The 23,235-nt window shown below is 42.5% G+C and carries 25 protein-coding genes; 15 read left to right on the top strand and 10 right to left on the bottom strand.

What is annotated here, in order from left to right:
• Positions 1 to 6: 6 nt before the first annotated feature.
• The 3 genes from ACS5PU_RS07140 to ACS5PU_RS07130 form a co-directional block, all read right to left on the bottom strand.
• Complete coding sequence (locus ACS5PU_RS07140; protein WP_439458593.1) at positions 7 to 1,533, bottom strand: GAF domain-containing protein; 1,527 nt, start codon at positions 1,531 to 1,533, stop codon at positions 7 to 9.
• Positions 1,534 to 2,040: 507 nt separating this feature from the next.
• Complete coding sequence (locus ACS5PU_RS07135) at positions 2,041 to 2,493, bottom strand: hypothetical protein (RefSeq protein WP_439458592.1); 453 nt, start codon at positions 2,491 to 2,493, stop codon at positions 2,041 to 2,043.
• A 43-nt stretch (positions 2,494 to 2,536) separates the two neighbouring features.
• Positions 2,537 to 2,776 carry a hypothetical protein gene (locus tag ACS5PU_RS07130; RefSeq protein ID WP_439458591.1) on the bottom strand — a complete coding sequence of 80 codons (240 nt, stop codon included), beginning with the start codon at positions 2,774 to 2,776 and terminating at the stop codon, positions 2,537 to 2,539.
• 174 nt (positions 2,777 to 2,950) lie between these two features.
• Here ACS5PU_RS07130 and ACS5PU_RS07125 point away from each other — a divergent pair, with 174 nt between their 5' ends.
• The 6 genes from ACS5PU_RS07125 to ACS5PU_RS07100 all read left to right on the top strand — a co-directional run bounded on the left by ACS5PU_RS07125 (position 2,951) and on the right by ACS5PU_RS07100 (position 6,649).
• Positions 2,951 to 3,379 (top strand): LexA family protein, encoded by a 429-nt coding sequence (locus ACS5PU_RS07125; RefSeq protein ID WP_439458590.1) that lies wholly within the window; start codon positions 2,951 to 2,953, stop codon positions 3,377 to 3,379.
• Positions 3,363 to 4,607: a Y-family DNA polymerase gene (locus tag ACS5PU_RS07120; RefSeq protein ID WP_439458589.1), complete on the top strand. Its 1,245-nt coding sequence runs from the start codon at positions 3,363 to 3,365 to the stop codon at positions 4,605 to 4,607. Before ACS5PU_RS07125 ends, ACS5PU_RS07120 begins: the two co-directional genes overlap by 17 nt.
• A 22-nt stretch (positions 4,608 to 4,629) precedes the next feature.
• The gene (locus ACS5PU_RS07115) at positions 4,630 to 5,310 is read left to right on the top strand and encodes an SOS response-associated peptidase (RefSeq protein WP_439458588.1); all 681 of its coding nucleotides are present in this window, start codon (positions 4,630 to 4,632) and stop codon (positions 5,308 to 5,310) included.
• A gap of 255 nt (positions 5,311 to 5,565) precedes the next feature.
• Entirely contained in the window at positions 5,566 to 5,781 is a 216-nt protein-coding gene (locus ACS5PU_RS07110) for a hypothetical protein (RefSeq protein WP_439458587.1), read from the top strand.
• A gap of 2 nt (positions 5,782 to 5,783) precedes the next feature.
• The gene (locus ACS5PU_RS07105; RefSeq protein WP_439458586.1) at positions 5,784 to 6,308 is read left to right on the top strand and encodes a DUF4385 domain-containing protein; all 525 of its coding nucleotides are present in this window, start codon (positions 5,784 to 5,786) and stop codon (positions 6,306 to 6,308) included.
• Between the two features lie 50 nt (positions 6,309 to 6,358).
• Positions 6,359 to 6,649, top strand: a complete 291-nt coding sequence (locus ACS5PU_RS07100; RefSeq protein WP_439458585.1) for a hypothetical protein — start codon at positions 6,359 to 6,361, stop codon at positions 6,647 to 6,649.
• A gap of 59 nt (positions 6,650 to 6,708) precedes the next feature.
• On the opposite strand, the gene ACS5PU_RS07095 is transcribed toward ACS5PU_RS07100, so the two are convergent.
• Positions 6,709 to 7,170 carry a DUF1810 domain-containing protein gene (locus ACS5PU_RS07095; protein ID WP_439458584.1) on the bottom strand — a complete coding sequence of 154 codons (462 nt, stop codon included), beginning with the start codon at positions 7,168 to 7,170 and terminating at the stop codon, positions 6,709 to 6,711.
• Positions 7,171 to 7,463: 293 nt separating this feature from the next.
• Here ACS5PU_RS07095 and ACS5PU_RS07090 point away from each other — a divergent pair, with 293 nt between their 5' ends.
• From ACS5PU_RS07090 to ACS5PU_RS07060, 7 genes are all read left to right on the top strand, one after another.
• Positions 7,464 to 8,333: an STAS domain-containing protein gene (locus ACS5PU_RS07090; RefSeq protein ID WP_439458583.1), complete on the top strand. Its 870-nt coding sequence runs from the start codon at positions 7,464 to 7,466 to the stop codon at positions 8,331 to 8,333.
• 2 nt (positions 8,334 to 8,335) lie between these two features.
• Positions 8,336 to 8,746: an STAS domain-containing protein gene (locus ACS5PU_RS07085; RefSeq protein WP_439458582.1), complete on the top strand. Its 411-nt coding sequence runs from the start codon at positions 8,336 to 8,338 to the stop codon at positions 8,744 to 8,746.
• Positions 8,709 to 9,140: an anti-sigma regulatory factor gene (locus tag ACS5PU_RS07080; RefSeq protein WP_439458581.1), complete on the top strand. Its 432-nt coding sequence runs from the start codon at positions 8,709 to 8,711 to the stop codon at positions 9,138 to 9,140. The genes ACS5PU_RS07085 and ACS5PU_RS07080 overlap by 38 nt, the downstream gene beginning before the upstream one ends.
• Entirely contained in the window at positions 9,133 to 10,140 is a 1,008-nt protein-coding gene (locus ACS5PU_RS07075) for a serine/threonine protein kinase (RefSeq protein WP_439458580.1), read from the top strand. Before ACS5PU_RS07080 ends, ACS5PU_RS07075 begins: the two co-directional genes overlap by 8 nt.
• 1 nt (position 10,141) lies before the next feature.
• A complete protein-coding gene (locus ACS5PU_RS07070) occupies positions 10,142 to 11,341 on the top strand; it encodes an ATP-binding protein (RefSeq protein ID WP_439458579.1) in 1,200 nt (399 codons plus the stop codon).
• 217 nt (positions 11,342 to 11,558) lie between these two features.
• Positions 11,559 to 13,088, top strand: a complete 1,530-nt coding sequence (locus ACS5PU_RS07065) for a DEAD/DEAH box helicase (protein ID WP_439458578.1) — start codon at positions 11,559 to 11,561, stop codon at positions 13,086 to 13,088.
• A gap of 83 nt (positions 13,089 to 13,171) precedes the next feature.
• Complete coding sequence (locus ACS5PU_RS07060; RefSeq protein WP_439458577.1) at positions 13,172 to 13,624, top strand: GNAT family N-acetyltransferase; 453 nt, start codon at positions 13,172 to 13,174, stop codon at positions 13,622 to 13,624.
• Between the two features lie 62 nt (positions 13,625 to 13,686).
• On the opposite strand, the gene ACS5PU_RS07055 is transcribed toward ACS5PU_RS07060, so the two are convergent.
• The 4 genes from ACS5PU_RS07055 to ACS5PU_RS07040 form a co-directional block, all read right to left on the bottom strand.
• The gene (locus tag ACS5PU_RS07055) at positions 13,687 to 14,922 is read right to left on the bottom strand and encodes a DUF2252 domain-containing protein (protein ID WP_439458576.1); all 1,236 of its coding nucleotides are present in this window, start codon (positions 14,920 to 14,922) and stop codon (positions 13,687 to 13,689) included.
• Positions 14,923 to 14,947: 25 nt separating this feature from the next.
• Positions 14,948 to 15,412, bottom strand: a complete 465-nt coding sequence (locus tag ACS5PU_RS07050; protein ID WP_439458575.1) for a low affinity iron permease family protein — start codon at positions 15,410 to 15,412, stop codon at positions 14,948 to 14,950.
• A gap of 338 nt (positions 15,413 to 15,750) precedes the next feature.
• On the bottom strand, positions 15,751 to 17,277 hold the full coding sequence (locus tag ACS5PU_RS07045; protein WP_439458574.1) for an FKBP-type peptidyl-prolyl cis-trans isomerase: 1,527 nt from the start codon (positions 17,275 to 17,277) through the stop codon (positions 15,751 to 15,753).
• 107 nt (positions 17,278 to 17,384) lie between these two features.
• Positions 17,385 to 17,525, bottom strand: coding sequence for a hypothetical protein (locus tag ACS5PU_RS07040; RefSeq protein ID WP_439458573.1), 141 nt, complete (start codon positions 17,523 to 17,525; stop codon positions 17,385 to 17,387).
• Between the two features lie 38 nt (positions 17,526 to 17,563).
• Between ACS5PU_RS07040 and ACS5PU_RS07035 the strand changes: the two genes are divergently transcribed.
• Positions 17,564 to 17,845, top strand: coding sequence for a DUF6958 family protein (locus tag ACS5PU_RS07035; protein WP_439458572.1), 282 nt, complete (start codon positions 17,564 to 17,566; stop codon positions 17,843 to 17,845).
• Between the two features lie 46 nt (positions 17,846 to 17,891).
• Here the strand turns inward: ACS5PU_RS07035 and ACS5PU_RS07030 are convergent, their stop codons facing one another.
• Together ACS5PU_RS07030 and ACS5PU_RS07025 are read right to left on the bottom strand one after the other, a co-directional pair.
• On the bottom strand, positions 17,892 to 18,590 hold the full coding sequence (locus ACS5PU_RS07030) for a DUF1826 domain-containing protein (protein WP_439458571.1): 699 nt from the start codon (positions 18,588 to 18,590) through the stop codon (positions 17,892 to 17,894).
• Between the two features lie 185 nt (positions 18,591 to 18,775).
• Complete coding sequence (locus tag ACS5PU_RS07025) at positions 18,776 to 19,354, bottom strand: hypothetical protein (protein WP_439458570.1); 579 nt, start codon at positions 19,352 to 19,354, stop codon at positions 18,776 to 18,778.
• Positions 19,355 to 20,342: 988 nt separating this feature from the next.
• Between ACS5PU_RS07025 and ACS5PU_RS07020 the strand changes: the two genes are divergently transcribed.
• Positions 20,343 to 23,201, top strand: a complete 2,859-nt coding sequence (locus tag ACS5PU_RS07020) for a hypothetical protein (protein ID WP_439458569.1) — start codon at positions 20,343 to 20,345, stop codon at positions 23,199 to 23,201.
• The last annotated feature ends 34 nt before the right edge of the window (positions 23,202 to 23,235 follow it).

Genomic DNA, 23,235 nt, shown 5'->3' with positions numbered 1-23,235 from the left:
TGTTAACTATAGGGCAAAAGATGCACTGGATTCCATTAAAAAGTTTTTTAGGGATTCGGCCGCCTCAAGATCGGTCTCCGACCAAGCTTCTGACTGTCCGTAAACGGTTTGAAGCCAAAGCTTAAATGAAGTTCTTGGATGATACTTCGGGCTGTTTTTCTCGAAATTAACGGCCTGGTTGGGATTTCCGCCCCATTTAATGTCCTTAACCGCCTCTGGCCTAAAACATATCAGGTAATCTCCCTTTCTACTGTTAATAGGGATGCTGATTAAGCCACTTATGGTTTGTTGGTAAGATCGGGCTTCATCGTACGAACTGCTTAGCTCGCTGCTCGTGAATATTTTATTGAACCCCATGCCAGAGGCCCACAGCAACAGGTTATCCAGTTCTTCGGGTGGAGGGGTACTGCCTTTCGAATAGATTTTGCCGTTAAGGCTGATCATCATGCCCGTACATTTAAACAGCGAGCATAAACTTTCATAGCCATCTTCGGTAAGCCCAAGCACTATATCCGATCTGTGGTAAACGGCCCTGTGGATTTCGCCCTGCAGCAGTAATGTTTCACGCGAACGTCTGAGCTGCTGCTGTTTGAGTACTGAAGATATCCGATGCGATATTTCCATGCTGAGCCATTCAAAAATTGAGCGCAGTTCAAAGCTTGGATGCCTGGCGGTAACATGGTGACAGGAAATAAGCCCCCAAAGGTTTCCATCTACTATTACCCTGATGGACATTGAAGCGCTGACATTCATATTGGCCATATATTCGAGATGTACACCTGCCACACTGCGCAGGTTACAGTCTGATAGATCCGTAAAACCATTGGTTGCGGGATTGATTACCGGAAAAAGCCGCTGCGGTACATAGTTCCTATTGGAGATTAGTCTGAACGGATTTCTGATGTACAGAGCACGGGCCTGTTTTGGAACATCGGATGCAGGGAAAGTCTGTCCGAGGTAGCTTTCCAGGCCTCCCACAATGTCTTCTGCAATTACCTTTCCGTTCCATTGTTCATCAAAGCGGTACATTCTTGCCCCATCAAAGCCTGAAAGACGCCTGATTTCAGCGAGGCTGGTCTGACAGATTTCTTCGAGTTCTTCAATACCCTCTAGAGTAGAAATAAAAGATCTAACTTCTTGGAATACTTCTGAAAAAGTACGCGCTGGAGATGGGTCTGCCTCTTCCATTTCCATTATGATGATATCCCTATTAATGTGCAATATGATGTTGAGTGCTTTATCAAAACCATCACCGGTGATTACACAGTTGAAAGGTACCCGGTTACGTTCACCTCTGGCGGCCTCTTCTCCGAAACGTTTTTTATCATTAGTGCTCAAAAAATCAACAAAGGGTTTTCCAATAATTGCCCTGATATCTGAACCTGTCAGATCGGCGATATTCTCACTTCCCTGTATGATATTCAGGATTGAAGTTTCCAGCACAAGCAGATAGCCATAATCCTGTATAGAATTGGTCTGATGTATGGCAAGGTTGCCGCAGAATTCCCTGTCAAAATTGATATTTTCAGCCATTACGTGTTTGAGCTTGTTTAGGGGGTTGATGGTAAATCTATCTAATCCTGCAAAAATAATGATCCAAAGCACTTAATAAAGGATTGGAAAGGTAACTTTGTCGCATACAAATCACCTTCATTTCCTTTCCGGTGAGGCCAATAGGTCATCTTGGGTAATGATATCATGGGTTTTACAACTTGTAGTGATATTGTTTTTTTTTGGGTCATATGCAGGCTTAGGATTGATCTTCTGAACAAATGATCAGTGAAAAATGTTTGTAAACTGAGGTATAAAAATACCCTGTTCAGCACTAAACAGGTTTGCAGATTTCTGCTGAATGCGATCAATTTCCGTATTTCTACGGTAGGTAATCATTAACAGGTCTATAATCTATGGCTCTTCGCGAAAAGATGATGCCAGCCGGCTAAAAGAAAACGGGAACCCATCATTAAGATCGGTTCCCGTTTAATCTAAATTAACGCTCTCAATATATAAGCGTAATTTTATGGGCTTTATTGTACAGGTTTAAAAATATTTTCGCCTACCGGTTTTAAACAGTTTAAGGATCGCTGCAGTAGCTAGGGCACCAGTTAGATAATAGCCAATGGTTAACACTGTTGATTTCGCATTACGGGCTACCGGTGTCGCATCGAGGCCCATAGGTTTGGGGAGTGTTACCGCACCTATGCCTGCTGCTAACCCGAACATTACCGCCTTTGGCCAGATCAGACTGTTTTTGCCGCCAATCAGGCTGTAGTAAATGGCGTTTCCGGCAATATCGCCTGCAAGGGTAGATAGGTAAAGGGTATGCTCATCTTCAATGCTGGTGCCTAAGTAACCAATTGATTTCTGCAGGGCCTCTTCTCCCAAACGGTCAATGTGTGGCATATTGCTGCCTTTGTTCTTAAATGATTCATGCAGGATATTCAGCACCACCGAGCCTCCAAGGCCGGCAATCAGGTTTGTTATTTTTCCCATTGTTAATTTTTTAAACTGGTAATCACTTATATGCTGCCAAAGTTTAGCTATGCCCGGCTGCCGAAATGTATTCAGGGTCTACAGGAGAGATGCCATCATTCGGCGTATTTTCAAGATAGGAAATTTCAAGTTCATCAAGATAGCTTTTAAGGATGCCGATCTTTTTGATCACTTCTTCTTTTTGTGCAGGGGTATGTTCCGGAGCGCCGTCCATTGCATTTAATGTATCTACAGCGTAGTCCATAAAACGCTTGGCGTTTTCGGATAATGTTATGTTTTCCATAGCGGTGATCTGGCCCGCATTGTTGCAGGCACTGTGATAATACAAATTTCGCTGTGATTGGTTTTGTGTAGTCTCAAAATTGATTATTCCACCTGGTTGTGTTTTAACTCAACGTAAGATTTTAATTGCTAAAAATTTTAGTATAATTTTGTGAGGTATAAAGCAAAGGGGTTTATGATCAGGTCGTTTGAGAAAAGAGCAGAGCAACAGATTTCGGGATTCCAGTCCCCGGCGGCAGACTATCTGGAAGGTAGATTGGATATTTCGGAAAGGCTGGTTGTCGATCCCCATTCTACTTTTTATTTTCAGATGCAGGGCGGCGATATGGAATCTCATGGGCTACTGGAAGGAGATATCCTGGTAATCGACCGTTCCCTGAAACCTACGCACGGTACAATTGTTGTGGCTTTCTATGAAGGTGCATTCATTTGCAGGCTTTTCCTTTTGGAAAAAGGGGTGGTTTTGCTCAAGAGCGACTGCGGGCTGCTTGCGGAGACAGAAATGGGGCTATTGCAGATCTGGGGTGTAGTAACCTCGGTGTGTAGGAATATGCTGCCAAAAGCTTTAAGGATAGGGAGGTACAGCCATGTTTGCACTTTGTGATTGCAATAACTTTTATGCCTCTGCTGAAAGGCTTTTCCGGCCGGAACTGATTGGTAAACCTGTTGTTGTGCTGAGTAACAATGATGGCTGCGTGATTGCCAGGAGCGAGGAGGCCAAAGCCTGTGGCATCAAAATGGGAGACCCTGAATTTTTGGTGAGGGACCTGATCAAAAAGTTCGCAATCCAGGTTTTTTCCAGCAACTACGTGCTTTATGGCGATATGAGTGAAAGGGTAATGCATAACCTGGGCAGGTGGTTCCCAAGGCTTGATGTTTACAGTATAGATGAAGCTTTTGGCTGGCTTGGTGGGGTGAACGATCTGGAAAACTACGTGCCCAGGATCAGGGAATCGGTTGTGCGCAATACCGGTATACCTGTTTCAATCGGTGCTGCGCCAACCAAGACGTTGGCTAAACTGGCCAATAAGCTTTCCAAAAAAACTGGGGGTGCGCTTGTGCTGAACAGTGATGAAAAGATTACAAAGGCTGTTCAAGATTTTCCGGTACATGAGCTTTGGGGCGTAGGAAGGCAGCATTATAAAAAGTTTGAACAGCTGGGCATACGCACGGCGGCTGAGCTAAGGGATATGCCCGAAATGTGGTTTAAGAAGCATATGACCATTTTAGGGCAGCGCATGTGGAATGAACTTTGGGGAAGGCCTGCCATTCCACTAGATGCGGTAAGAGAAACCAAAAAGGGGATTACCGTTAGCCGATCTTTCAGGAACTATATTGAGCAGCCCGAGATCTTGGCCGAAGCACTGACGCTTTATGCCAGCCGACTGGCAGAGAAATTGCGCAGGGAAAAGCTCCGCTGTCTTTATCTGCAGGTTTTTCTGTATACCAATAAGAACAGGGAAGATCATCCCCAGCATTTTCCAAGCCATACCCATAAGCTGCTGATCGCAAGCAACAGTACCTCCGATCTGGTCAGTATTGCCGTAAAGGTATCGGCGAAACTTTTTAGGCCTGGCGTAAAATACCGCAAGGCCGGGGTAATTGCTACCGGTTTGGTGCCCGAAAGCGAACTGCAGCTCAATGCTTTTTTTGATCACGACGATGGTAAAAAAGATACGGTATCCGCTGTGCTCGATAAGCTTAACCTGGCTTATGGCCGGGGAACATTGCGGATGGCTACTGAAGGTTATGAGAAAAAGTGGCGGCTAAAACACGAATACCTCTCAAAAGGCTACACCACCAGGTGGAGTGACATTATAAAGGTTAAATAGAAATAGAACAAAGGAAAAAGATATGTGCGGAAGAACACTGATAGGCGAAAGCCTGGCAATGGCGGCAAAGGCCGGCCTGTTGCTTGGAGGAGATTCTAGGGAAAAAGATACCAACCGGCCACCGGGAACGGATATGCCAGTGATATTGGATGCAAGGCCCGGCAGATTGCATTACATAAAGTGGGGGCTTATCCCTTCAGGATCGACCGAAGTGCCCAAATTTTCAACCACCTATTGCAGGATTGAAACGATGTTCTCTCTACCCAGTTATAAAAACCTGATCGGGCGGAGGCACTGCGTATTTGTTGTGGAAGGGTTTTATGAGTGGGATAGGAGCGGAAGCAGTAAACAGCCTTATTATTTTGAGCGGGCAGATGGCGGTGTATTGCTGTTGGCTGGATACTGGGACAGCTGGAAAGACCCTAAGACCGGTATTGTCATCCCATCCTGTACCATGATCATGCAGCCGGCAAATAGCTATGTGGGCAAGATCCATGACCGGATGCCCTGCATATTATCGCAAAAGGAAAGCGCCATATGGCTTGGCCGTGAACTGCCCGTAGACGAAAGGCTTAAAGTTTTGCACCCGATAAACGATTCGCTGCTTAAGGGCTGGCAGGTAGACCCGAAGATCAACAACGCACGCAATAAGGATGAAAACAATAACAGGCCATCAGGGCCTAACCTTACGCTTTTTGATTAAGGATTTTGATGTAGCTTTTTTAACGCAACCAGGTTTATTGATTAGCGCTCCTTTGGTTTTTTTCTGGCCGCTCTGGTGTGTAATAAGCTTTTTGTTTCTTTTTGCTCGCTGAACCTTTTTATTCTGATAACCAGTTTGAAGGCTTAATGTTTGCAGGCCCTTTGTTTTCTAAACTTTTTCAGCTTTGCAGGTGTTCTGATTATAGTTCTGCTGTAAATAATATTAGGAAAGGTTCCTGTTGAATGTTAACCACAAATGGATAAAGAAATGAAAAAATGGTTTTTGATATGCTTTGCAGCTGGGGCGGTAAGCTTTACTGCATGTACAGGTAAAAGCGCCGACGGAAAAGATGGAACGAAAGATACCACTTATAAAATGAACGATACCACGGGGAAATCAGCTGCAGATTCGGTATCAGGTGATGTTACCCAGGATAGCACAACCAATGCGCCACGGATGCCGGGTGGATAGTAATGGCGAAAAGCAAAACAGACCGTGGAAGCCCTGAAGCTGAACATCCTGAACGTCCTTCTTATCTGGATTTTGATGCCAAAGAATATCCCTGGAAAAAAGAAATAGATTATAAACAGCATCCGGAACTTTACCGGGTAGGCAAAGGAGAACAGGGGGTGCTGATCTGCCAGCCCTATAAATCCATCATTGGTCCCTTATGGCGTTTTAAGGATCCCGGCATTGCCATGGAGAGTGCACAGGCAATTTACAAACTGTTCCTTGATTTTATCAGCATTGGAGATTTTGTAGGAGCAGACCTGGCCCGAAAATATCTACAGATGGGATACACCCGCGCAAGGCGTTATGCCAATTATAAAGGTGGTAAGAAATACGATAAACAGCACGATTATTTACCGCTGGAAAGAGGCACCGGTGAGGAACAGAAGGCCGAGGCAGCTAAAATTTTTTATACTTACTGGAAAAGGGCAGAAGATTATCCTGTTTATAAAAAAGCTAAGGCCGATTGGAAAAAATCATATGGTTGAGTATTAAGCTAAAATGTTCGGAATGTATATGATAACTAATTAGATAAGGTATGAACAATAATCAAAAACTCGGTAGCGTTAGCAGTGCCGATAGGGCAAAGTTTGAAGAAGGCGTAGTAGAAACATGTTATACGGAACAGGGTGAACCCTATTATGTGATCAGGAATGGACTTGATGTAAAAGCCTATGCGCTATTGGCAAAACAGGTGCTCGAAGCCGAAAAGGATATTGCCCATGATTTTAAGGGAAAGGTTATTAATGAATCTAGAGATAAAGAGGCCTTTTTTGAATATAAATCGGGATGGTTTCTCGAAGGTTTGGCCGATGGTGAGATAGAGTAGGCATAGGATATTTACACCAGGTTTAAAATGCCGTTTGGTTTTGGGTGCCTGTGCCAGTTTTACATCCCAAGTACGCGCAGGGTGGCTATATCTTTTTTCCCTTCAAAAAACTGATCAAGTACCTTTTGAAACACAGTAGGAGCATTGCGGAGAGAAGCAAATAAACTCATGCTCGAGCGCAGTTTAAGCTCATCCGTACTGCCGAAAATTTCATGGGCACCCAGGCTTTGGTGAATAAGCAGCCTATCGCTGATCTCTATCAGCCTACGGCCCAATACTGGGTGTTTAAGATAAGCAGAAGCCTGCTTTAAGTCGATTATGGCATAATGCTTCGCAGTGTCCGAAAAGCCAAGTCCCTGGATCTGAGGAAAAATATACCACATCCAGTGAGATAGCTTCTTTCCATTGCTGATTTCACTCAATGCAGTTGAATAGCTATGCTCCTGTGCAACTACAAACTTTTCGAGCTCTTCATCTCCATTGCTGGTTAATGAGTATTTATCATCATCTTTATTCTCCATAATGCTTAAAGTTTTAGAAACTGTAATAATAACCAAGGCTCAGTACAAATAGTTTGTAACATTGGTCAGGTTTGTATGGTACCATCATTAGGTTTTCGGGTGTTCAACTTTTAAGAGCGGTTTCGCAGAAAATAATAATATCGATATTGCCTTCAATTGATAAGCAGAAACGAACATTTTTTGGTTGTAGGCAGGCATAAAAATAATTTCCTATTATAAAAAGCATTGATTACCTTACCGAACTATAATCCCACATGGAGCGTCGAGCTTAAAACCTTAACATTCATTTTAAAATGTCATTTAATACACTGAAATTGCTACAGAAACAAAAAAAGAATATCCTTGAAACCTGGATGAAAAACCAGCTCTCGGACGATGGTCTTAGAGAAGACCTGATCAGTAATGAAGATCTAAGGGGCCAGTCAGAAGAATTGGTCTCTGCCTTGGTAGATAACCTATCGGGCAATGATCTTATGGATCTGGATGGCGACAACTGGAATTCGGTAATAGAGATATTAGGCGGAATAGCCATTACCCGGGCAAGACAGGGTTTTTCTCCAAGAGAAACCGGCCGTTTTGTGCACAGTTTAAAGGAAGCATTGCTCGAGGTTTTGCAAACGGAGATCAACGATCCTAAACAGCTTTTTGAAGAAAGCACCAAAATTAACAGGGTAATGGACAATCTGAGCATTGTAACCTTTGAAACCTTTATTAAAGGAAGAGAAGAGGTAATATTGCGCCAAACAGATGAAATTGCTGAGATTTCTACTCCGGTAATCCGTGTATGGGATGGAATCCTTGCACTTCCAATTATCGGTACACTTGACAGTTCGCGTACGCAAATTGTAATGGAAAACCTGTTACAGGAAATTGTGGAGACAGGTTCGAGTATTGCAATACTAGATATTTCTGGCGTTCCGGCAGTGGATTCGCTGGTTGCCCAGCATCTTATCAAAACCGTAAGTGCTACCCGTTTAATGGGCGCAGAGTGCATTATCAGTGGTATAAGGCCAGAAATAGCCCAAACCGTGGTGCATCTTGGTATAGATCTTTCTAATATCATTACAAAAGCCACGTTGGCCAGTGCATTATCTTATGCTTTTAAAGTATTAAGGCTTGAAGTACGCAAAAGCAGTTCAATAAGTAAAACTAATAACATATAGCAATGGATAAAATTCCTATTCTAAGGATGGGAAGCTTTCTGCTGGTTACCATTCAGGTTGACCTTTACGACAGGCTTGCGCTTGATCTTGAGGCCGATCTGGTTCAGATGGTAAACAAAACCAGCTCGAAAGGAGTACTAATAGATATTTCGGCCGTGTCGATAGTCGATTCATTTATGGGACGTATTATCGGTAATATAGCCAGTATGTCCAAAATCCTGGATGCCGAAACAGTTGTTGTGGGTATGCAGCCTGCAGTGGCCATCACACTCATTGAACTTGGACTTCCCCTAAAAGGTGTTCATACTGCACTGGATGTTGAAAAAGGCATGAACCTGCTCAAGTCTCTGATAGGGGTTGATTACGGGGATTTGGATGAAACCGATGACGACGATGATTCTTTCGTTGAGTAAGGATAACATACAGGTGCAGAAAGAACAGGACGTAGTCCTGCTGCGCAACCGCGTGCGTGAAGTGGCTGTAAAGATTAAGATGGGACTGGTTAACCAGACCAAACTGATCACCGCTGCAAGCGAACTGCTGAGAAATATGCTACGCTACGGCGGTGGAGGAAACTGCCTGATCGAGGTGGTTACCCGTGGCCGCGACAATGGTGTAAGGCTTACCTTTTCCGATAATGGACCTGGTATCCCCGACATTGCTGCAGCCATGCGCGACGGTTTTTCGACTGGCAAAAGCCTTGGGCTGGGACTTCCCGGTGCGAAGCGTTTATGCAATGAATTTGATTTAAAAAGTAAGCCCGGAGAGGGGACAATTGTGATGATACTAAAATGGGCAAATGGTTGATGCAACACATATAAGCTTACAGGCAAACGATAGAAGTTATTTTGCACTGCTCAAAAAAGAAATCCATCAGCGCCTAACCGATTCGGGAATGGAAGCGACAAGGATAGCAGAGGTTGATATTATTGTGGCAGAAATGACCAGCAACCTTTTCAAGTACGCCGATGGTGGAGAAATTCTTTTTGGCGCCTTTAAAGAGGATGGGATACCCTATGTAGAACTGATCAGCATAGATCATGGACCAGGCATGCAAAACCCGGCAAGGATGATGCAGGATGGGATGTCTACCAGTAATACACTTGGAGCAGGATTGGGAAGTATTAAAAGACTTTCTGATACTTTTGATATCTATTCTATTGCTGGCTGGGGCACCGTTCTGTTGAGCCGTGTATATATAGGGAAAAAACCCGCAGTAAAAAAAGGGCTTATAATTAGACCTTTGGTAATCAGTAAACCGGGCGAGCGCGTAAGCGGTGATGGTTTTATCTGTAGAACCAATGGGGAAAGCTTCAAACTGATGCTTGGCGATGGTCTTGGGCATGGTCCCGAAGCCAATCTGGCCGTAAATGAAGCGGCCAAGGTGTTTAAGGTTTTTCCCGACAATAGTCCTACCTCAACACTTAGGTTTATCCACTCCGCTATCCGCAAAACAAGGGGGATGGTTGGCAATGTAACGCATTACGACAGTGAAAAGGGAGAATGGTCTTCGGCAGGTATTGGTAATATTGCTGTAAAGTGGATAGGCCCAAACTCCTCTAAGAACCACATGTCTTACAATGGCATTATAGGGCACAATATACCTACCACCATGAATGATCAGTTATATAGCAGTGCCGAGTACAACCAATTGGTACTGTGTTCTGACGGCATTAAAACCCGATGGGAAGTTGCCAGATACCCTGGGATTTTAAAACATGACCCTTCGGTACTAGCCTCGGTAATTTATAAAGACCACGCAAGAAAAACAGATGATATGTCTGTTATCGTTATCAAAGTCCGTTAATATGAAAGAGATACTGGATATTTCACTTGAAAATGAAATGGACCTTGTGGTGGCCCACCGGCGGTCTATGCAGGTTGGTGAGCGCCTGGGACTAACTGTTGCCACACGAACTACCTTTGCAACGGCAGTTTCGGAAGTAGCAAGAACCGCAATAGAATATACCGATAATGGCCGGCTTTCCATATTGGTGGCCGGTAAATTTCCGCGCTACTCGCTTTTTGCCCACATTGTTTTTGATTCAGACCAGGTTTTTAGGGAAAGCGATGAAGGGTTTTTCTATGCAAAAAAACTCCTGCCCGACTTTACATTTAATGCTTCAGGCCATGCCTATGTTATTGAAATGGGACTCGGACTGCCGCGTTCGTTAAAAATAGACGATTCAAAACTGGCTTTATTGAAAGATTATTTCGACCATATTGCTCCGTTGAATGCCTATGAAGAAATTAAAAAGAAAAATAGTAAGCTAAACCAGTTGACCGGAGAACAGGAAGAGGAAATTAAGATGCGCCGCGAACTGGATGAAAAGAAAAGCGAATTTATTTCGGTGGCCAGCCACGAACTTAAAACGCCCATCACAGTGGTAAAGGCCTATACCCAGATGCTAAAACTTTTGAAGAACGAATATTCTGATAAAGTGGCTGCTGTACTCGAAAAACTGGATATGCAGACCACTAAACTATCTACACTTGCGCATCAGTTAATGGACGTTTCGAGGATTGAAAAAGGGAGTCTGCAGTACGATCTTGTTGAAATTGAACTCAATAGTTTCATGCAAGAAACCATTACCCTATTATCAAGCGTTCATGCGGGTAATCAGATTAACGTAAAACTAGGCGAAGGATGCCTGGTAAAGGCCGATCCGCTGCGCCTAGAGCAGGTGTTGACCAATCTTTTGGGCAATGCGGCCAAATATTCACCAAGAAACATGCCTATCAGAATAGAAACCAGTCTTTCTGAAAATAAAGACCGCGTAACTATTGCTGTAACCGATCGCGGAATGGGAATGTCGAGAGATGGCATTGAACGGATCTTCGACAAGTTTTACCGTTTAGAAGAAGTAACCTCTTCACATCCCGGTTTGGGAATGGGACTATACATCAGTTCAAAGATTATATCCGATCATGGAGGCAAAATATGGGTAGAAAGCGTTCCTGGGGAAGGATCATCCTTCTTTTTTACCATTCCCATTCATAAGGTTTAATAAGTATCAAGATAATTTCAAGTATTGTTAAGTTTGACGATCTTTCTTATAGTAGAAGAGACTTAAACACTTTTTTGTATTGTAGTTTTTTTACTGACCTGCGAGGTGGTCACTTTGGCCTTGTTCCACCTGTCAGTAAAATCAAGCTGTGGGTGCACTTTTTATAATCTCCTCCTCCTCGCCAAAACTTTCAGTCTGCTTCTGTGGTTGTAACACCATGCAGATTTTATCCCCTTCGGCTGCCCATGGTCCAGCAAAGAACTTATATCCCTATCAACAGCATGCTATCGAAACCCTCTTCGAAAAAATGCAGGGCACTACTGATGAGCTACGTTTACTTTACCAACTGCCAACAGGTGGGGGTAAAACGGTTATATTTTCACAAATTGCCGACCGTTTTATCAAAAAATACGGTAAGAAAGTGATTGTACTTACCCATAGGCAAGAGCTGTGCAAGCAAACCTCACTGGCGCTGAAAAATACGGGCGTAAACAATAAAGTAGTTAACAGCGCGGTTAAAAAAATATCCAAAAAGGATTATTATCACTGTTATGTGGCTATGGTAGAAACGCTTAAACATAGGATCGATGATGGGCTTATCGATACTGATGGGGTAGGGCTTGTCATCGTAGATGAAGCGCATCACAATTCCTTTCATAAACTGCTTAAAAAAATTCCCGGTGCTAGGGTTATCGGTGTAACGGCCACTCCATTTTCTGCTGATATAGCCAGGCCGATGAAAAACTTCTATGGCGAACTGGTGCTTGGAGAACCGGTAAGTTCGCTGATCGAGCAGGGTTTTCTGGCAAAGCCAAAGAGTTTTGGTTATGAGGTAGAGCTTAATACACTTAACAGGGGCATTCATGGCGATTTTACGGTAAGCAGCTCAGATGAGCTTTATTCGTCGAAAGCCATGCTCGATCTTTTGATTCATGCTTACAGAGAACATTCGCTGGGTAAAAAGACATTGATTTTCAATAATGGGATATTTACTTCCCGAAAGGTGCTTGAAATTTTTCAGGAGGCAGGTTATCCCATACGCCACCTGGATAACCAAACCGAAAGTGCAGAAAGAATAGAAATACTAAAATGGTTTAAAAAAACAAGGGGCGCCATACTTACATCAGTTTCCATTTTAACCACAGGTTTTGACGAACCGTCGGTGCAGTCGGTTATCTTGAACCGTGCTACTACTTCCCTTACATTGTACCACCAAATGGTTGGCCGGGGAGCAAGGCGCTTACCCGGTAAACGGACATTCAATATTATTGATCTGGGCAATAATGCCGAAAGGTTTGGTGAATGGGATGCGCCAATAGATTGGCAACATGTATTTGAAAACCCCGAAATCTACCACCAGATTTTGGCGAAGGCCACAGATGATATCCATCAGATGCCGGCAGAAATGCGAAACAGATTTCCCAACAGCACGGGTATATCTTTCGATGTACTTGCAGCCTACCAAACTGCTACGGAGAAAGGAGAAAAAGCCAGAAGCGTGCTCCGCAGCTCCATAAAACAGCATGCGCTGATGTGTGCAGATAATGCAGAAACCGTTGCAACGGCTCTAGGATTATCGCAGGAGCTTGATAAAGAAATTGACTGGAGGATAAAACAGTATGGTAAATGCCTGGGTACGGTAACCAAAAACTACATGAAATGGCTGGGCAGTGATTATCGGAGCCGATTGCAGAGCCTGATTGAAAAAATAATGTCTAGACGCGCGGCAATGCGTGCAGCCGTTTAAAATATTCATCCGGATTTCTATAAATAATGCTTAATTAATGCCGTTATAACCGATCTCTTTAACCCAATATTTATTCTTTAAAAATGACTGTCCCAGAAAAACTCCCTGCATACGATTACCAGATAAATCCGGATTTAGCTGGTATCAATTGGCAACGGGTGCTCGAACTGTTCCAGAAAATCAGCTGGAAACATCGCTTGGCTGAAGAGATCGAAAAAGCCTTTGGTATGAGTACAACTACGCTATTTATCTATCACGGAGAAACGATCATTGCTTTTGGTCGGGTAGTAGGAGATGGAAGGTATTATGCCATGCTGGCCGACGTTGTGGTAGATCCTGACCATCAAGGCCAGGGGCTGGGAAAATATCTGGTCAACACCTTAAACGGACAGTTAAGAAATTATCACTTTGTTAACCTGAGCGCTGCGCCCGGTGCGGACCGCTTTTATAAAAACCTTGGTTGGAAAAAGCAGACCACGGCCTTTATTTGGCCACAGGGGCCCAAGCAGCTCAGGCAGCATTGTGAAAAGGAATAAGAAAATAGTATTTTATTTTAGTGACTAAAAAGGGCATAGCCTATGTTATAAAAGTAGCCGATTTATAACACCGGCTGTTTTTTCTTTTCAGATTGCATTTTATACGCCCCATTCCTATAATCCTGTTGGAAAGCCCCGAAATCTGCGCATACCAGCGCGGCCTGTTCTATAGCAACTTCAAGAATCTGTTTTTGCCAGCCATCTTTTAGGGCAAAAGTCTTCAGCTCATCCTTGGTTGCTGTTCCATCCATTCCCGAACTCCTCAGCTGCGAGGCGGCGGTAAGCATGGCCATATCATCAATAACCTGGTAAAGCTTGCGGTATTCTTCCCTGATCAATTTGAATTTCAGGGTATCCTTTACAGGCTGTAGTTCCTGAACAACATAATCTTCCCCTTTAAAAGTACTGGTTGAGAGAAGGGAAGCAGATACGTGCTGCATGCGCTTCTGTATCGAAACGATTCTTTCGGCTTCATTTTCCCATTCGGGCTGAGCAATACTTAGAAATGGCGAAAGCGACGAAGGATAAGCCTGTTTCATATCGATCAATAAATAACGGTCTTTTTTCAGCGTGCTTTTCAGCAGAAAGAGATAACGTTTCTGTCCCAGGCTTCCGGTTCCCGCAAGGCGGTATACCACATCTTTTACCCGGTAGTGGTAAGGGCTGTCATTGTTCTGAGATAACCATTCTTCCATATGGGTGATCAGCTCCGATTTAAGTTCTTTTTCCAGTTTAAAATGCCGTTCGTCCCTTGTATCAAGCTGAAGCTTACGGCCTTTCCTTAATGTCCTTTTTTGTAAGAGTTCATCTGTTGAACTTCTTTCTGCCCGTTTTAAAAAATCGCCGATAATGCCCTTCGCAGTCCGTGGATCCAGATCTATGGCCTTTCCGCCGATCAGGGTACTTCCATAACTTTTTAGAAAAAGCCCAGCCAGGTTCATGGCCTGTTCGCCATCTATCTCTAAGGTTTGGAAGGCAATGAAGATACTGGTTACCAAACGCAGCACCTCCCAAAGCACTGGGGCCTTTACCGCCTCATCAAAATCGTTCAGATCGAAATACACCAGTTTGTTGTTGCCCTTGTAGCTACCAAAATTTTCCAGGTGTAAATCGCCACTGATCCAGCCGATGGGAGATTTGGGCATTGTTTTCAGTGCCGCTATTCTCTCGTAAAAAAGATGGCAGGTTCCCCGGTAAAAACGGAACGCGTTTTCCAGCATTGCATCATATTTTAATCTGACAATTGAAGGCAGGCGGGTTTTGTTAAATGATTTTATTTTGTCTGAACGTGCTGACATGTTTCTTTTGGATAATGTATGTTATTTATTTATAGCCTGGCCTGGTCTTTTCGAGTGCATGGTTTTTTTCTTCTGCCAGCTTTTCTGCCGAATCAATTGAATGGGATTTATGGATATCATCATCCTTTTCGGCAACATCAGAAAGTTTCTGGTAATATTTATGCAGGACATCCAGCTCAGCCTCAGTGAGGTCCTCAATATCCACCATGCGGTTGCTTGCATGCCTGCTGGCGGCCAATAGTTCATTTAGTTTGAGCTGTATAGCCTTCGAATCTTTATTCTGCGTTTTCTGGATCAGGAAGACCATCAGGAAAGTAACAATCGTGGTTCCGGTATTGATGACCAGTTGCCAGGTATCCGAAAAATGGAATATCGGGCCACTTACACCCCATATAATTACAATGGCAAATGCAGAGGTAAAAGCCCACGGGCTTCCCGTCCAACAGGTAATCTGATTGGAGACGCGTTCAAAAAGGTTCTTATTTTTCATGGTACTAGCTTAAAATTATAGATAGTACAAAATTTTGTGGTTAATGGTTTTAGAATGCGCGCAGATGGTTGATATACAGTTTGGTGCATTTTTTTTCTATGGATAGATTTCTGATTAGCAGAATAAAGTTGATGGATATTCTGGTATTTTTTTTAAAAAAATCTGCACGGTAACACCAATACCTTATTCTTGAGTTACCCATGTATGATAGCAAAATCTGCGCTTTCTGATATTGAAATTAAACAGGAGTTATTTTTAGCTACCAATTATTTAGCTCAAACAGAAAGAGGCTATTTTCGATAGTGAAAATAACCTCTTTCCATGTTTACTTGGTATTACTATTTGATGATTTCCAATAGTTCTACATCAAAAATAAGAATGGAGCCTGGTGGAGCGCTTGCTTTGTTCAGGCCAAAGCCTAAATTATAAGGGAAAGTAAGTTTGTATTTGCTGCCTACATTCATCATTAGCACACCCTCTGCAAGTCCTGGAAGTGCATCTTTAACCAACATCGTATTGGTTCTGGTGCTTTCGCTGGAGTCTTGGATTTGATTGCCAATAATGGTCGTTCTCCTAAAATTAAATTTGATCTGATCTGTCCTTTCCGGTTTAGGACCTGTACCTACTTTTTGTACTTCATATTGCAGGCCGCTTGCAGTGGTAACTACTCCAGGTTTTTTCTTATTATCGGCCAAAAACTTTTCAGCCTGTTCTTGTGGGGTGGGCGGAACGGGTGGAGGAGGTGGGGGATAAACAGTTTTTTCTACTGCAGGTGCAGCTGGTTTCGATGTTTTAGGTGTTTTCGATGCTGCCGTACCTTGTTTTACCAATACTACGCAGTTGGCTATTGTCCAGTTGTCCTGTCCTTTTGGAAGTTCAACTTTCTCACCGTTTTTCCAGAAGTCGTACCCGCCGGCTACATATACATCGCCATCTGACACCGCTATTGTACAGAAAGGAGAATCCTGGCGCACTTCTCCGAGTACAAAAGGTTGTCCATTTTTCCAGTATGTGGCCCGGCCACCCTCATTACCAGCAATGTAGATGTCGTTACCCTCCACAGCCACAGCAGTAGCCGCTGCATAATCGGTGTATGGGTCTTTAAAGTTGGTAAGGTCAAAATGCTGCCCATTTTTCCAATAGGTGGCCTGTTGTGTAGAAGATGTTCCCATGATATACACATCGGCACCAATTATGCTGATACCCAGTGCTCTATAAAATTTACTGTTGCGTGCTTCGGTTCTCTGTCCGTTTTTCCAGTAGGCGGCCTTAGGTCCGTTGTTGGTACTTATCATATCTCCAACGCCTACCACATAAACATCACCATAGGCTACTGCAATACCTATGGCTCCTCCGTGATAATTTCCGGTTGGCAGCTCAACCGGCTCCCCGTTTTTCCAGTACCTCGCAATATCATAGGTTTGCCTGCGGTAATCACGCTCATAGCCTGCAACATATACATCATTGCCCGATACCGTCATGCCCGAAGAACGGCCATAATTTCCGGGTGTTCTGGTAAGCGTCACCATTTCTCTGTTTTTCCAGTATACAGCCTGTCCATGAACCGTTCCTGCTGCATACACATCATTGCCAACTACGGCCATTGACCGAACTTCGGCATCTGTTTGACCATCTGTTAATTTTACGGCTACTCCATTTTTCCAATAAAGCGCTGTATGATTGTGTGTTTTCTCATTGTATGTAGCACCGCCCACATATACATCTAACTTTTTTGCTGGTGCTGCACTTACGGCCTGTTTTTTTTGAATACCTGTTTTGCCCTGTTGTTGAGCTTGAGTGCTGATAGGGAATAAGGACAATAGTAATGCCCATTTTCCTAAATACAGTAAATATGCTGTTTTCATCGCGTTTTAGATTTATGTTAGATTACCGGATAAAAGGCTTTCGATCCCTTTATCTGATTGTATCTGTTTGAGTATAGTAAAGGATAATCTAATCCTTGTTTTTAGTTTTATCTGATTTTAGCGAGGTAGATGAGCAGCTGTTTGGTATGAACAATATAAGTAATTTTAAGCGAAAAAATAAAACTGCCAAACACTAATGAAACAGATTTTATGCGGGTTAATGCATTGAACATTACGGTTCTTTTCATTTTAATGAGCTATTGTTATATTTACATCATTAGCTGCTATGAAAACAGAAACAATTCAGACCCTACATCCAGATCCATCGAAAACAAATAAAAAGATTGCTGTGGATAAATACGAGCAGATTAAAGCTGAGCTATTATCGATTTTAGCCGTTCATGCGCTTACACATTCCGAGCTAATGGAAGAACTTTATCAAAGGGTAAAAGATAATTTTATAGGTGGGGTACAGTGGTATGGAGAAACAGTAAAACTTGATTTGGAAGCTAGAAACCTTATCGTAAGAACCAACGATAAACCCCAAAAGTATAAATTGCTTTCCTAAAACGCTTAGTGAGCAAAGCCGTTCGTTAATTTTGGTAGGCGCTCATTTAACAGATCAGCAGTAGCCGGTATTCACCATCATTTTCAATGGGCGCTCTGTGTATGCAGGGCAAAACCTGCTGCGCTGGATGATCGACTGCCAAGCGCCAAAGATGGCCTTGTTTTAAATTGATCGGTACGGCATTGGGTTTAGGTTGATAATGCAGATCGAAGAAATTTTCATTCAAAAATGTTTCAAATTCTTCTTCTGGACCCTGGTGTAATGCTTTAAGCTTTTCGCGGATTTCAGGAACCAGAATTTTCTGTACCGCTTGTTCGTTCGGCAGGATGTCGCTCGCGGCACCATGATAAGTGCATAAAAAAGTATCGGTTGCAATGGGCGAACGATCTACGTGAAAGGAATATACATCTGTCGAAATGAAGTCGAGCTCTTCATCCCGCTCATAATTTTTAAGTAAATTGAGTGAGGGAGATGCGCCCAGGTCAGTTAATAACCGTAAATCGTTTAAAATAATCGCCCTGGCCATTTCACCCGCTTCTGATAATTGGAGCGATAAAAGATCATCATTGTTAACTTCTGTAATGTTCTCTTTTAATTTAAGCTTTGATACAATTTCTTTGAAATCGCCATCCAGATTTCTATACCAACAGCTTGCATTCGTAGTGCCTTGAAAATTGGTATGTATGAGGTCAGTGAAACTAGAAACCACCCGGATTTGATCGTTCTCAGAAAATGTATTGCTCATATCTTGCAGGAGGGTTTATATATTTAAGTCAAAACCAAAATGTATTGTTGTCCTTCGACAAGCTCAGGATTACAGTACATTTTGGTTTTCAATTTGTCAAAAAATATTCGACAAACCCAAACTAATAATCTCCACAGCATTGAGCACGCTCATGAGCAGAATATTATTTATAGCTATAGCTATTGTTATTTAAAGCTGGCATTTAATGCCTCTTGTACTTTTAGGCTGTCATTTTCTACCGTTTTTCTTACTGCTGCGTCAAATGATGCGGCAAATTCGGGTGTAACAAAAATCTGGTCCTTTTCATTCATCAGGGTAAGTACAAAGCTGTTGCTGCCAAATTTAAAGTGGCTTTTAACTGTTGTAATTTCTTTTTCAAGCGGCCTTACAAACTCATAGCTGTTGCTGATCTGATCAAATTCGTCTTTTGCATCTTCCAATATCAACAGGGTGTCTACATCAATACCATTTATAATTACGGTAGATTTTTGCAGGGCTGATTTTAAATTTCCTTCCGCTCCATCGGCTAAGTTCTTCATGGTAGGCAGTAAATCCTCACTGAAGATGATATCTCTTGGATCTTTGATCAAGATCCTTGCAAAATTGCCACTGCTATCAAACAGCTGCTCTAAATCTATCGTATCGTTACCATCTTTTAGCTTGGCAACACCTGTGGCAGTATATTCAATTTTGATATCGCTGATAACATTTTTGATGATATTGACAACATGTGCCAATACTGGATAAGGAGTAATCGTATTCATTTAAATAATTTTGTACAAAGGTAAGGGATGCTAACAATTCACAGCATACTAAATGAAAACAAGGATTATTTTTTTAGATAAATGGGTCACCATCAGGCTTTAAATTTTTAAGGCTAACGTAAAACCCTTAAATAAATTGATACCCATGCTGCATTATCCATTTGACGGAATAGCTTCATGGTTTATGATATAGGTAATTTGCTGCATACAAGATAACAGGTATTGATGCGCAATAAGTAGTATTCATCTTCTGGAAGAGATCCTTCGTACCTCAGGATGACACAGTAAAAAAACATCTGTGTTTATCCGCGTCTATCTTTGGTTTTTTGTCATTCTGAACGCAGTGAAGAATCTGTGAACGGTAAAACATCGCGCCCCTGTAAACAGCTCAAGATAACGAGGGTTATGCATGATAATAGCAGTAATCTTCTAGAAGAGATCCTTCGTACCTCAGGATGACACAGTAAAAAAAACATCTGTGTTTATCCGCGTCTATCTTTGGTTTTTTGTCATTCTGAACGCAGTGAAGAATCTGTGAACGGTAAAACATCGCGCCCCTGTAAACAGCTCAAGATAACGAGGGTTATGCATGATAATAGCAGTAATCTTCTGGAAGAGATCCTTCGTGCCTCAGGATGACAAAGTAAAAAAAATCCGTGTTTATCCGTGTGTATCTGTGGTTTAAAATACAAAATATTAACCCCGCAACTTCTTGTAAATTAAACACATTTGGCATTTTATGTATGTGTTATTTGTAAATATTCCATCCCATCAAAATTACCCACTACTAAGTATTTCATTTGGGATACAACTTATTTAAATTTAGCTAACCAAACGGCTTTCCCGTAAAAGCGCTTTCTAAAAACAGGGTTTATTTTTACATTCAGTATGAAATTACTTTATTCTGCCATGGGGTAGATAGGATAAAATAACATTTAATTTTTAATAATTAGCTCATCTAACCATTGTATGGTTTAATCTCTCCATTATGAAACTGAACAAGGTGCTATTCCTCGTGGCTATTGTGGGTTTATTGGTTACTGGCAGCATGACCAGCAAGAACCATCATCTTCTTTTCTCTGATTCTGCCCATTCAGGTATTATTTCGCTCGAACTTACCAATAATGACAGGCTACAGTACCAGATTTTTTCAGAATGGAACCGCCCGGGAAACTATGTTTTCGAACGCGATTGGAAAGATCCCGGAGAATCGGGTAAAAATATAACCGGTGTACAAACTGCAAAACGCCAAACCTATGCCGATTTCGGGTTTATTTTCTTTTACATATCCGTACTGATCCTACTTTTTAGATATTATTATAAGCTTGTATTGCCTACTGAAGACCGAATTAGCCGATCGCAGTTTAGACTTTTTTCTGGCGCCGTTATACTGGCCGGCTTGCTAGATGTGATCGAGAATTATCATATTCTTCAGTCTATTCAACTTTTTGAGCGGTTAAATCCACAGCTTCCCTCAATGGCGCACGCAGGCGAGTTTATCAGAAACGGAGTGGCCGCTTATGTATTTTATCCGGCGCTGTTTAAGTTTATCCTCCTCATTTTAACCCTCATTTTATTTGCTTGGAGCATTAGTTTGTTTAAACGGTTAACAGGTTGGTTATCCGGATTATCAGTTGATATGATGTTCGTTTTGCGCCTAAGCTGGACTTTCCGCATTGTACTGATAGTACTGTTTGTGCTTTTTGCCCTGCTAAACTTCTCCGATCAGGGGCAGGATCTGCTTATTACCATTAATACCTCTTTTTGGGGAACCATCATTTTTCTTCTTTCCATATCCGTTTTAGCTACTTTAAACTGGTACCTGCCTAAACTTTATGCTGGTGGTTTTACCGATCTGCTGTTAACAGTACCCAAAGGTTTTGCAATGCCCGAAAAAGATTCGGTAGATTATGCCCGTTTACTAGGTGTACTTACTTTTCTGATACCTGCAGTAGGCATATTAAACACCATGAAACAGTACCACATGCCCTATCTTTTAGATGATGTGCCTGTATTGATCGTGTTGCTGGTATCTTTAATTGCTTATAGGCAAATATTGCGCTACAATACACTCGATATTTTTTTTGAACCCAATAAAGTATTTTCTTTAAGCCGCTACCTCACCGTAATGCTGGTACTTTTTGTGCTGATGGTGGGTTTTTATTTTATCAGGGATACGGATGTTGAGCAATACGGCCGCTTATCTTACCTCGCTTTAGATCTGTTTCTGCTGAGTTTTGCTTTTTTAGTTTCAGTTACTTACCGTACAAAGATCAATCTGGTTAAAAACATTGAAGTAGCGCCTGTTGTACTGGTTTCGGGTTTGTTGCTGGCACTGGTTTTTATTCTTTTTAATATTCCAAGCATCCTCTTTGCACTTACTGCCGAATTTAGGTTTTTCACCCTGGCCATTGCCATAGCTGCACTCATCTGTTATGTGCTGTTGTTCTCTTATCTGCTCATACTCGGTAAACGCACCAAAATACAATGGATTACGCTATTGCTGTTGATCGGGTTTTTGGTCTCTTATGTTAAAATGAGCGATTTTCATAAGGTTTATACCATCGGGGCCGATAAGAGTGAGCAGCAGGTAGCGCTCTCTACACATATCCGCAACTGGCTTACTTTTAGGCAAGCAGAAATTGAAGGATATGCTGCAAAACACGGCAGCGCATATCCTGTATTTTTTGTCAATTCGTACGGTGGTGGCATCAGGGCTTCGGTATGGGCCACCATGATTGTGGGGGAGCTCGATTCGCGGATGCTTGATGCCCATGGCAGCAGGAGCATAGCTGATGATTTTCAGCACCATGTGTTTTCCTTTTCAGGTGCATCGGGCGGAACGGTTGGTTTTTCTCTGTTAACTGCCGATAGACTGGCTGTTAACAAGGGTAAGGCTTCTACCAGGTTCTATCCCAAAAACAGCGAACTGTATAAACATGATTATTTAACCGCCAACATTGTGGGTATTTTCGGCAGGGATGTATTGATGTCGGTTATTGGTGGCAATTGGTACGCCGACCGTTCACGCCTGCAGGAAATAGGTTTTGAGCAAATTCTACGGGATAAATACAATATGGATTATAGTGTGGCATTAAGAAAGGCGTGGAGCAAAGATAATATGGAACTGCCGCTTCTTTTTAGCAATACTTACGATATTAATACAGGTAAAAAAGGGATTGTTTCGCCCGTATTGTTGGATAAGCACGATTTTCCGAGCTGTATTTTTATCCAGGACCTGATGAGGGCAAAGCAGCTCGATCTCCCACTTTCGGCAGCAGCTTTTTTAAGTGCACGTTTCCCATACGTTTGTCCAACAGGTAAATTTGATGAGAAACACCATTTTACCGATGGAGGAACACTCGAAAATTCGGGTGCAGAAACTTCGCGGCAGGTAATTGAGGTGTTTAAACGGATATTGGCAGAGCCGGAGTTTCAAAAGCTTCAGGTTTCCATCAATATCCTGTCTATCAGCAACAGCATCCTGGCTACCGAGCACCCTGTGCGCGACAAAAATCTGTATGAAATACTCGCTCCGCTACAGGGCATTTTAAAAACAATAAACAGCAATGCACTTAAAGCCGATACGATAAACAACGTGCTTGCTTGGCGGAATAAGAATGACAATTGGAAATACAATAAAATTCAGCCCACATTGGAGCGTATTGAAGGGAACTGGCCGGTATTGCCTTTGGGCTGGCAGATTTCGGATAATGCACTTAAGGTAATGAGAAAGAGCATTAGTGATCAGCGTGCGAAGATAGATACAGTGTTATCGGTTTTTGGTAAACTAAAACCAACAGCCGATACGGTAATCACCGCGAGTAAAAGTCTAACAAAGAAATGAAAGCCCACATGGTTGATTAAAAAATAAATCGCCA

Origin of the sequence: Pedobacter sp. GSP4 (assembly GCF_051857575.1) — a bacterium.
GTDB lineage: Bacteria > Bacteroidota > Bacteroidia > Sphingobacteriales > Sphingobacteriaceae > Pedobacter.
Note: the sequence above shows the minus strand (reverse complement) of the source record. Positions and strands in the feature narration are given on the sequence as shown.